Below are 11,469 nucleotides of genomic sequence, written 5' to 3' on the forward strand. Positions count from 1 at the left end.
TTCTTACATAAGGGAGGGTGTAATGGATTTTATTGAATTACTGAAGGTTATTTTTCTTGGAATTGTGGAGGGCATCACGGAATGGCTTCCCATCAGCAGCACAGGCCACCTGATACTGGTGGAGGAATTTGTAAAGCTGGATGTGAGTAAACAATTCTGGGAAATGTTCATGGTGGTGATCCAGCTTGGCGCCATCATGGCAGTGGTGGTGCTGTATTTTAAAGATCTCTGGCCATTCCACAACAGAAGACCAAAACATCATAATGTGACAAAGATAGAGAAAGCAGCCGGTTTTATCTGCCGTTTTGTCCAGATTGATAAAATGATCATGTGGTTTAAGATTGTTGTGTCCTGTCTGCCCGCTATCATCGTGGCGCTTCCTTTTAATGATTTTATTGAGGAGAAGTTCAATAATTATTTTGTGGTGGCTGTCATGCTGATCGTGTATGGTGTGCTGTTTATTCTCATTGAGGACTACAACAAGAAAAGAGAGCCGGCGGTAAACTCCATTGCTGAGATATCCTGGAAGATGGCCCTTCTCATCGGTGTATTCCAGCTTCTGGCCGTGATCCCGGGGACTTCCCGTTCGGGAGCTACCATTATTGGCGGAATCCTACTGGGGGCTTCCAGAACCGTGGCGGCGGAGTATACATTTTTCCTGGCAATACCCACCATGTTTGGCGCAAGTCTCTTGAAGCTGGTCAAATTCGGCCTGCATTTTACCGGGGCGGAGCTCATGATACTGGTTGTGGGAATGGTGGTTTCCTTTGTGGTTTCCATTCTGGCTATTAAATTTCTTATGGGATATATCAAGAAGCACGATTTCAAGGTGTTCGGCTGGTACCGGATCGTACTGGGCGTTATTGTGCTCCTCTATTTTACGATTGCCGGTTAAGGGGCAGTCTGAAGACGTGTTAAAAGGGCATTGCAGCTGCAATGCCCTTTTGTTGTCTGTAAAATAGGGGTAAGCTATTTTACAGACAATAGAGAAATGGGAAACAATATGTCAGTAATCCCTGCCTATATTTCTGGCTGTCATATAGGCAGTAGATGTAGCTGCCGTGATATTCTGCGGGGTAACACAGTCCCCCAGCATGTAAAATTCAGGTGCGCAGCAGGCAAGAGCTGTGGTCTCCTCCCTCAGCGGCTTCTGACCGGCGGCATAGACAACCTGGTCTGCCTCGTAAAAGCTGTCGCCCTCCGGTGTCCGGCAGGCAACCCCTTCGTCTGTGATCTGTACAGCCTGGGTGTGAAAGAAAATCTTAAGGCCGCGCTTTTTGATTTCTGTATGCAGCCCGAGCATGTGGAGAAAATTGCCTCCGTCGCTCATGTGGTCTGTCATCTCCAGGATCGTGACCTGTTTTCCATAGCGTATGAGATGCAGTCCAAGTTCAATTCCTACCAGGCCGGCTCCCAAAATGACCACTTTGGGACCCAGCTTGTCTGCCAGAGGATAAGCCTCCTGGGCAGACAACACGTTGTTACTGTCTATACCTGGTACCTGCGGCCGGGCTGCTTTTGCACCCAGGGCTGCGATGATGACGTCTGCGTTTAAGTCCTCCGCATATTCTGGCGTCACTTTCGTCTGCAGGCGAAGTTCTATATTTTTATCTTCCTCAACACATTTCGCCTGCTGGTTTAAATAGTAATCCAGGTTTTTCTTAAAGGCGACGTTTTCTTCACAGCGAAGTACACCGCCCAGCCGCTCATTTTTTTCACAGAGAATGACTTTATGTCCCATTTTGGAACAGGTAAGGGCTGCCTGCATGCCGCCCACGCCTCCGCCCACTACCAGAACTTTTTTCTTTACCTGCGCACAGACAGGCGCATGGCGCAGTTCCAGTTCACGGCCGGATTCCGGGTTGATGGCACAGTAGGGTTCCCCGTTGGTCAGTTCGCTGGAAAAGCAGGAGAGACAGCGCATGCATTTTCTTGCCTTGTCCTCATGCCCGGTACGGATTTTATTGGGGAAATCCGGGTCCGCCAGCAATTCTCTGCCCAGTTCCACAATATCGGCTTTTCCCGAAGCAAGGATGTCTTCCATAAGCTCAGGGTCTGAGAGCGCGCCGATGGTGGCTACCGGAGTGTTTACGTGTTTTTTGATCTCTGCGGCCAGATGCACATTGCATCCATCCTCCAGAAACATACTGGGATGGGTGACAGCGAAGACTTCCTCCACCTCATGATTGCCGGCGGAGACATGGATCAGATTCGCATGTCCGTCAAGCTGTCTGGCAATGGCAATGCCGTTTTCTATGTCATAGCCTCCATCATAGCATTCAGAGCCGCTTATGCGGACTTCCACGGGGAAACCGGCCCCGCAGGCTTTGTGAATACCGTCTACGATGGAGAGCAGCAGTCTGCTTCTGTTTTCAATGTCCGGTCCGCCCCATTTGTCCGTTCTGGTGTTGGTGATGGGGGACAGGAACTGGTGCAGCATCCATCCGTGTCCGGCATGTACCAGAACCATGCCGAAGCCGCATTTCTTTGCGAGAAGAGCAGCGTCTATGTATTTTTGGATGGTGCGTTCAATGATTTCCTCTGTCATAGGGCGGATCTTTCTGCCCGCACATTCACACTCCACCGGGCCGTAGGCTATGCCTTTGGCCTCCGCACCGAAAAAGGACAGGTCACGGTTGGCGAACATGCCGGTATGCTGCAGTTCCAAAGTGGCTACGGCGCCGTACTGGCTGATGCCGTAGGCAATCCTGGAGATGCCCCGGTCTATATTGGGAGTGTCGAGAGCAATGTGTGTTGCCCCGCCTCGTCCAAGCTCCCCGTCTACAATTCCCTCGAAGGTGGCAACGCTGGCAGCGCCTCCCATAGCTTTTCTGCCATAGTAGGCTGCAGCGCCGTCGTTTAAATAGCCATCGCCATTCAGATTCTGGTAACCGGTCGGGGAGGCGAAGATTCGGTTACGGAAAAGAACGTTGCCGAGCTGAATGGGGGCAAACAGATGAGGGTATTTAAAATCTGATTTTTTCATTAAGGATATACTCCTTTCACATGGCTCCCGCCAGCGCGAAGCCTGGGAGGCTGGCAGGAGAGAGTTAGGATGCTCTGTCTTAATAGTATCCCGGAATCCGTAAAGTGTAAATCCATGAATCTGATTGCTTTTTTTGTCGGATGGTGTACAATGTGTATGATGGGTTGAAAAAAGGAGAAGTATATATGAGACTGAACAGTATTATGATATATTACCAGTTGTCCAAACGGTTTAAAATAAATCATGCACAATATTCACAACAATATTCTGTGGGACGCCCTGTCTTTTATGAGCCTTCTGTCTATACGGAGGGGAGGGCTGTCATTGTGGACGCGGAGAATGCTCTACATTGTGTCAGGCATTTGACAGGCTGCGTCCTTCTCTTGGCAGGTTATCCTAACGGGAGCTTTGACTGTGGGGGGAACGACGCAGTCTTTCTGGATGCAGGGATATCGGAGCGGACTTTGTTCAATGCGCTGACAGAGATATTTGATACCTTTGATACCTGGGACGAAAAGCTCAGCAGGATAGTAGGCGGAAATGTGGGATATCAGGAGATCCTGGACAGCTGCCGGAGTGTGCTTCCGGAACCGGCTGCACTTATGGACGGGGATTTTAAATATATCGCATACACAAGCGATGAGGGTATGCGCCGCAAATTCGTGGATGATATGAACCAGCTTCCCCTGGATGATGTCAATGATCTGACCAGCATGCCGGGGTTCAAGGAACTGGAGGAGAGAAAAGAGGCTTTTGTCTATACGGCAGGCGAAGTGGTGATCTATAAAAATATATATCATGAGGGTGCTTATGTGGGCCGCCTGTCCCTTCTGATCGAGGAGGGCCAGAGTGAGGAAAAGACAGAATATGAGAAGGCGGTTTTTAACCACCTTGCCGGTTATGTGGAACAGCTCTATGACCAGTGCGGAGGGTTTGAGCTTGGGTCTCCGCGACTGGCTGACCTGCATCACATGATGAAAAAATGTCTGGAGACAGACGGGGCGGACGAGGGCGAGCTTCTGCGCCTTTTGTGGGCTAACAAAAATCTGCCGGGAGACGTTTACTATATGCTCACCATCCGTGAGAATATCCTTCAAAGAGGAAAGGCATATAATATGAGGTATCTCTGTTCACAGATGGAACGGATGTGGCCCGGGGCATACTGTGTGACGCATAACGGGGACATTGCCATGCTGTTTAACCGGAATATGTTTTCAAAATCCACGGATCTGGAATTTCACAAGGAAATGGTGTATTTTCTCAGGGAGAGTGTGCTGGCAGCCGGCTGCAGCCGGGAGTTCACGGATATTTCCTGCATGCGCAGCGCTTACCGGCAGGCAGAGTTTGCCATGGAGATGGGCCTTAGAAAAAATTTTACCTATTGTTATCACAAATTTGATGATTATGCCCTGGATTTTCTGTTAAAATACGGTGTGGGAAATTTTCTACCGGAACAGCTCTGCAGCAGGGAGCTGCTGTCCTTGTACCGGTATGACAGGGAAAATGAAACTTCCTATTATAAAACACTTTTAACTTATGCGCGTCTGCAGTATAATGCAGTGGCATCCGCCAAGGCGCTGTACATACACAGAAGCTCCTTTATAAACAGGATGGAGCGGATACGGGAACTGATACATCTGAACCTGGAGGATCCGGAGGAGAGGCTGTATCTGCTGTTATCCTTCCGGATCATGGAGGAATACGGTTCCAAAAGCGGGGAAAAATGAGAAGAAGAGGAAATAGAGATGGAGTGCATTTATGGAGAGCAGAGATAAACAGATCCTGGATTTGGCTATGGAGGCCGGCAAGACCCTGCTGGATGCCGGGGCGGAAATCTTCCGGGCGGAGGAGACCATACAGAGAATCGCCAAAGCCTATGGAATAGAAAAATGCAGTGCCTTTGTGATGAGCACCGGGATATTTCTGACTGCGGAGAGCAAAGGGGAGGACATTTATGCCCAGGTCAGGCATATTCCCATCAATTCTGCCAGACTTAACCGGGTGGCAGCCGTGAACCAGCTCTCCAGGGAAATCGTGGAGGGCAGATATACCGTGGAGGAGGCCTGGGAGCGTCTGGAAGCCATTAAGCAGATGCCGGGTAAAAAGAATATTACAAGGATTCTGGCATCAGGCGTAGGCTCTGCCAGCTTCTGCTATGTGCTGGGCGGCGGCATCTGGGATGCAGCGGCAGCCTTTTTGTCAGGTTTTTTACTGTACGTGCTTCTGGTTGCGCTGGAAAAAAGAGAGAAGAAGACATCAAAAATCGTACTGAACTTACTGGGAGGATTCTGGGCTTCCTTTCTGGCTGTGGTCTTTTACCGTCTGGGAATCGGAGAAAATTACGGGAGCATCCTTGTGGGTTCCATCATGCCCCTGGTACCGGGTGTCTCTTTTGTGAACTCCATCCGGGATTTTGCGGACGGTGATTATATCGGAGGCGGTGTCCGGATGCTGGATACCCTGCTGGTGGCTCTGGGCATTGCTCTTGGGGTGGGCCTTATGTACATGCTCTATTACAAAGTGACAGGAGGGGTACTTTTATGATCATGATACAAGGTGCTGCGCAGTTCGTGGCTGCGTTTTTGGGTACTGTGGCTTTTTCCGTGCTGTTTTCCGTCCCGAAGGAACATTATCCCCTGTGCGGGACCATAGGCGGATTGGGATGGCTGATCTGCTGGATCTGCACCAATCCCTTCCATATGAGTGCCGTGACGGGAAGCTTTATCGCCACAGTCTTTATTGTGACAGCTTCACGCATCGGAAGCACTGTGAGAAAATGCCCGGTCACACTGTTTCTCATTGCCGGCATATTTCCACTTGTACCGGGAATCGGCATCTACAGAACGGTCTACTATACATTGATGCAGGAGAGTGCCCAGAGCCTGTACTACGGGAGACAGACCATCGGAATCGCTTTGGCCATGGTGCTTGGAATCGTGTTTGTATTTGAGATACCTCAGAAAACCATCAACCGGGTCAACCGGATATTCAAGGGAAAAAACAGGAGGAAAAACTGATTATTTCCAGTTTCATTTAAAATTTCTTTAGAGTTTTTCGTTTTATTTTAGAAAATCGTCATAGTTTCATCACATTTTTTCCCTATAATAGGTCTTGGATAGTTGATAAACCACTCACTATCTCCCCCCTCAAGTTGAAAAGGCCCGATACGCGAGTATCGGGTTTTTTCTTTTCCACGGTTGCTTTTTTTCGGCGCCCTGTTATAATAATATCATCACACCAGTTTGAAAAGGGGTACTTTAATATGACAAAAAAAAGAGTAGTAGTGGCATTGGGACACAGAGCATTAGGTACCACATTGCCAGAACAGAAAAATGCAACGAAAAGAACAGCAAAAATAATCGCCGATCTGGTGGAAGCTGGAGCAGAGGTGATCATCACCCACAGCAACGCTCCCCAGGTGGGGATGATCCATACAGCAATGAACGAATTCGGAAAGGTACATCCTGACTACACCGCAGTGCCCATGTCTGTCTGCGCGGCAATGAGCCAGGGCTACATCGGCTATGACGTACAGAACGCCATCCGTGCAGAGCTTTTAAGACGCGGCATCTACAAACCGGTGAGCACAGTCCTCACCCAGGTCACAGTAGACCCCTACGATGACGCCTTCCACGAACCGGTAAAAGTGATCGGAAGGACCCTGACCGAAGAGGAAGCGGAAGCGGAGGAGAAAAAAGGAAACTACGTGACAAAGACCAGCAGCGGCTACCGCAGAATCGTAGCAGCACCGAAGCCTCAGGACATTGTGGAAATTGATGCCATCCGGGCCCTGGCGGATGCGGGCCAGATCGTCATTGCCTGCGGCGGCGGCGGAATCCCCGTTCTGGAACAGGGTGAAGAGCTTCACGGAGCCAGTGCGGTCATCGAAAAAGACCTGATCAGCGGCAAGCTTGCAGAGATGCTGGACGCAGATGAGCTCCTCATCCTCACAAGCGTAGAGAAAGTGTCCTTAAACTACAAATCCGACACCGAGCAGTACCTGGACCACATCACCACCGCCCAGGCCAGACAATACATGTCAGAGGACCAGTTCGAGCCCTCCACCATGCTCCCCAAAATAGAAGCTTCCGTAAACTTCGTCGAAAAGAAAAAAGGCCGCCGTGCAGTCATCACCTCCATAGAAAAAGCCAAGCCCGCCTACCTGGGCAAAACCGGCACCATCATAGAGTAAGCGTAACTATTCAGCCAGCTGAATCGTTACGGGTATTCGCCCATTAAAAATCGCTTCGCGATGGGGCGAATACCTGCCGCCACTACTCTTTTGCACGGTCAGCGCAGTAAATGCGCAGACCTGACTGAACAGTTACGAATAAGCAACGATGTGGTGAACCAAATACCAAAGCTATGACCGAGTCCTCATAATACCCATACTATAATACAAAAGAACTAAAGCCCAATCCCTGAACCGCCCCTCCCCTCATCCCGTCCCCCAGCCACAAGACTTTACTTCCCCCACCCACCCATTTTCCACAAAACCCTTGCCTCCACAACAACCCCTATGTTATTCTATATTCCAAAGGGCACCCCGTACACCTCACCATTCCCGGCAGCAGCATACCTGCTTCCGGCTTCCATGAAAAGGGCAGACGATTCATCTGTCTGAATCATTACGGATATCAGCCCGTCTAAAATCGCTTTGCGATGGGGCAAATACCTGCTGCGGCTGCTCTTATATACAATCAGCGCAGTAAATTACGCAGATTTGATTGAACAATTATGAAAGGGGACAGATTGAGAATGAGACTGACTGAACTTTTACAAAACCTTGAATATATATGTGTACAGGGAAGCCTGGACACAGAAGTGAGGAGTGTAGTCTTTGATTCCAGAAAAGCGGATAAAGACTCTCTTTTTATTTGTATCAAAGGCGCCGTGTCCGACGGACACAAATACGCGGAGGACGTTGCTGCAAAGGGCGCCTCTGTTCTGGTCGTACAGGACCATGTGGCTGTACCGGAGCACGTGACTGTGATAAAAGTGCCGGACAGCCGGTATGCCATGGCCTGCATCTCTGCGGCATGGTTCGGGCACCCGGCCGAGAAGCTTAAAGTCATCGGCATCACAGGAACAAAGGGAAAGACCACAACCACCTACCTTGTAAAATCCATTCTGGAAAATGCAGGCCACAAAGTGGGTCTGATCGGCACGATTGAAGCCATTATCGGTGACAAAGTCATCCCGGCAGCCAATACGACTCCGGAATCCTATGTGGTACAGCAATATTTTGCAGAGATGGTGGAGGCCGGATGCGACAGCGTGGTCATGGAAGTTTCCTCCCAGGGCCTGATGCTCCACAGAACCGCGGGCTTTCTGTTTGACCTGGGAATCTTCACCAATATTGAACCGGACCACATCGGCCCGAATGAGCACAAAGACTTTGAAGATTATATGCACTGCAAGGGCATGCTGTTCAAACAGTGCAGAGTCGGCATTGTGAATGCGGATGATGAACATCTGGAAAAGGTACTGGAGGGCCATACCTGCAGTCTGGAAACCTTTGGATTCAGTGAGAAGGCTGACCTGCGGGCAAAAGACCTGCACCTGGTCACAGGAAAGGGCACGCTGGGCATTGCCTATCAGGCAGAAGGACTCATGAATTTTCCGGTGGAGATTGACCTTCCCGGCAAATTCAGCGTGTACAATTCCCTGACGGCCATTGCCATCTGCCGTCATTTCGGAGTCAGTGTGGAAAATATCCAGAAAGCCCTGAAAGCGGCTAAGGTAAAGGGAAGGATTGAGATGGTCAAAGTCTCCGATGACTTTACCCTTATGATTGATTATGCCCATAATGCTATGAGTCTGGAGAGCCTGCTGACCACCCTGCGGGAGTATGAGCCTGCGCGCCTCGTATGTCTGTTCGGATGCGGCGGAAACCGTTCCAAGCTCCGTCGTTATGAAATGGGGGAAGTATCCGGCCGTCTGGCTGACCTGACCATCATAACCTCAGATAACCCAAGGGATGAGGAGCCGCAGGCCATTATAGATGACATTAAGATCGGGATCAGCAAAACAGCGGGCCATTATGTGGAGATCGCAGACAGAAAAGAAGCCATTGCCTATGCGATCCGTCACGGACAGCCGGGTGATATCATTGTGCTTGCAGGCAAAGGCCATGAGGATTACCAGGAAATCAAAGGAAAGAAATATCCCATGGATGAGAGGGATTTGATCAGGGATATTCTGGCAGAGCAGGCCTGAAGGGGCCGGCCGGAATACGGAGTGGATATATGAGCAGATTATATGCAGATATCATAGTGGATATCTCCCAGGAAAAGCTGGATCGGACGTTTCAGTATGAGATTCCGGAACATCTGCAGGACGACATTCAGATAGGAACCAAGGTAAGAGTCCCTTTCGGAAACGGCGGCAGGGAGATTACCGGCTATGTCATAGACATAACCGGACAGCCCAAGGTGGAGGCTTCCAGGATGAAACAGATCCTGGGGCCTGAGAGCCAGGGGATTCCCATTGAATCCCGGCTCATATCCCTGGCATCATGGATCGCCAAAAACTATGGCTCCACCATGAACCAGGCCCTTAAAACGGTGCTTCCGGTTAAGGAGAAAAAGAAAAAACAGGAGAAGAAATTTCTGGTACTGAAGGCTTCCCCCGGGGAGGCACGACTGTTTTTGGAGGCGTGTGAAAAAAAGCATTTTAAAGCAAAAGCACGTCTCATGACAGGTCTTCTCGAACAGTCTCCTATGCCCTATGAACAGGCGGTGAGTGTGTGGAAGGCCTCCCCTTCTGTGATCCGCGGCCTGGAAGAAAAGGGCATGATTTCCGTGGAGAGTGAGCGGATCTGGAGAAATCCGGTGCATACAGAACAGCAGGATATCATCAAAAAAGAGTTGAACGCCTGCCAGAGAGAAGCGGTGGATCAGATTCTGGATGAGTGGAAATCAGAGACACCGCGTCCCACACTGCTCTACGGTGTCACAGGCAGCGGCAAGACGGAAGTCTATATGGAACTGATCGAGGAGGTCCTTGCAAAAGGACAGCAGGTCATTGTCCTTATCCCGGAGATTGCCCTTACCTATCAGACGGTGGAACGTTTCAGCCGTAGATTCGGTTCGGGTGTCTCTTTTATGCATTCCCGCCTGTCAGCCGGAGAGCGTTTTGACCAGTTTGAGCTGGCCAGAAAGGGGGAGATTTCTGTTGTGGTGGGGCCGCGCTCGGCCCTGTTTACCCCATTTCCGAACCTGGGGCTGATTGTCATTGACGAAGAGCATGAGTCTTCCTATAAAAGTGAGAAGACACCCTGCTACCATGCCAGGGAAGTGGCAGTCCAAAGAGGACAGGTGGAAAATGCCAGGATCGTCATGGGTTCCGCCACCCCTTCTCTGGAGAGCTATGAGAAAGGTATGAACGGTTCCTACCAGCTTCTGACCCTGGACAGCAGGTATGAAAACCGGGCGCTGCCAAAAGTGTACACTGTGGATCTGAAGGAGGAGCTGAAGGCAGGGAACCGTTCCATCTTCAGCACACTTCTCCAGGAAAAGATCAGGGAGAGGCTGGAGAAAAAGGAACAGGTGATCCTGTTTTTGAACCGCAGGGGATACAACGGTTTTGTAAGCTGCCGTTCCTGCGGGCACGTGATGAAATGCCCTCACTGTGATGTCTCACTGACTTCCCACAGAAACGGAAAATTGATCTGCCATTACTGCGGCTACACCATCCCGGATGTGCAGAAATGTCCCTCCTGCGGTTCTCCTTTTATCGGAGGCTTCAAGGCGGGGACTCAGCAAATCGAGGAGATGGTACACCGTCTGTTCCCACAGGCCCGGGTGCTCAGAATGGATGCGGATACCACGAGAAAGAAGGACGACCATGAGAAGATACTGGCCGCTTTTGCCAGAAAAGAGGCAGATGTGCTGGTGGGTACCCAGATGATCATAAAGGGCCACGATTTTCCGGATGTGACTCTTGTGGGGGTTCTTGCAGCGGATCTTTCCCTAAATGGGGAGGACTTCCGGGCAGGAGAGAGAACTTTCCAGATCCTGACCCAGGCTGTGGGCCGTGCGGGAAGAGGAAGAAAGCCCGGAGAAGCAGTGATACAGACATACCAGCCGGAGCACTACAGTATCCGGGCGTCAGCCGGACAGGACTATCCCGGATTTTACAGAGAGGAGATCTCCTACCGGATGCTCATGGGCTATCCCCCCGCAAGAGCCATGGCGGCTGTGCGGGGCGCCTGCGCAGATGAAAATCTTTTGTATCAGGGGCTTTCTTATTGTAAAAAATATATAGAGAAGATATATCCCGGAGAGGATCTGATCCTCATCGGACCGGCGCCTGAGAGCGTGTCAAAGGTCCAGGATATGTATAAGATGGTGCTCTATATGAGACACCGAAACCGCAGGACTCTGGTACAGATCAAGGACTGTCTGGAACGGTATATTGCGGTAAATAAGGGATTTGACAAAATGTTTATCCAGTTTGATTTTAATATATGATCAGTCAGA

At 50.3% G+C, this 11,469-nt stretch carries 8 protein-coding genes; 7 read left to right on the plus strand and 1 reads right to left on the minus strand.

Features of this window, described 5'->3' with window-relative positions; translation table 11 throughout:
• Positions 1-22: 22 nt before the first annotated feature.
• Positions 23-895, plus strand: coding sequence for an undecaprenyl-diphosphate phosphatase (locus LC508_RS26935; protein WP_054352278.1), 873 nt, complete (start codon positions 23-25; stop codon positions 893-895).
• A 111-nt stretch (positions 896-1,006) separates the two neighbouring features.
• Here the strand turns inward: LC508_RS26935 and LC508_RS26940 are convergent, their stop codons facing one another.
• Positions 1,007-2,986, minus strand: a complete 1,980-nt coding sequence (locus LC508_RS26940; protein ID WP_103732097.1) for an oxidoreductase — start codon at positions 2,984-2,986, stop codon at positions 1,007-1,009.
• Positions 2,987-3,171: 185 nt separating this feature from the next.
• Here LC508_RS26940 and LC508_RS26945 point away from each other — a divergent pair, with 185 nt between their 5' ends.
• The 6 genes from LC508_RS26945 (at position 3,172) to priA (ending at position 11,460) form a co-directional block, all read left to right on the plus strand.
• A complete protein-coding gene (locus tag LC508_RS26945) occupies positions 3,172-4,713 on the plus strand; it encodes a helix-turn-helix domain-containing protein (RefSeq protein WP_158587229.1) in 1,542 nt (513 codons plus the stop codon).
• 31 nt (positions 4,714-4,744) lie between these two features.
• Entirely contained in the window at positions 4,745-5,530 is a 786-nt protein-coding gene (locus tag LC508_RS26950) for a threonine/serine exporter family protein (RefSeq protein ID WP_033143127.1), read from the plus strand.
• Positions 5,527-6,003: a threonine/serine exporter family protein gene (locus LC508_RS26955; protein WP_103732099.1), complete on the plus strand. Its 477-nt coding sequence runs from the start codon at positions 5,527-5,529 to the stop codon at positions 6,001-6,003. Before LC508_RS26950 ends, LC508_RS26955 begins: the two co-directional genes overlap by 4 nt.
• A 245-nt stretch (positions 6,004-6,248) precedes the next feature.
• Positions 6,249-7,178 (plus strand): carbamate kinase, encoded by a 930-nt coding sequence (gene arcC, locus LC508_RS26960; protein ID WP_033143126.1) that lies wholly within the window; start codon positions 6,249-6,251, stop codon positions 7,176-7,178.
• Positions 7,179-7,744: 566 nt separating this feature from the next.
• Positions 7,745-9,205 (plus strand): UDP-N-acetylmuramoyl-L-alanyl-D-glutamate--2,6-diaminopimelate ligase, encoded by a 1,461-nt coding sequence (locus tag LC508_RS26965; RefSeq protein ID WP_033139076.1) that lies wholly within the window; start codon positions 7,745-7,747, stop codon positions 9,203-9,205.
• A 29-nt stretch (positions 9,206-9,234) separates the two neighbouring features.
• Positions 9,235-11,460 carry a replication restart helicase PriA gene (gene priA / locus LC508_RS26970; protein WP_103731673.1) on the plus strand — a complete coding sequence of 742 codons (2,226 nt, stop codon included), beginning with the start codon at positions 9,235-9,237 and terminating at the stop codon, positions 11,458-11,460.
• Positions 11,461-11,469 lie beyond the last annotated feature (9 nt).

This window comes from Blautia parvula (assembly GCF_020215665.1).
Classification (GTDB): Bacteria; Bacillota; Clostridia; order Lachnospirales; family Lachnospiraceae; genus Blautia; species Blautia celeris.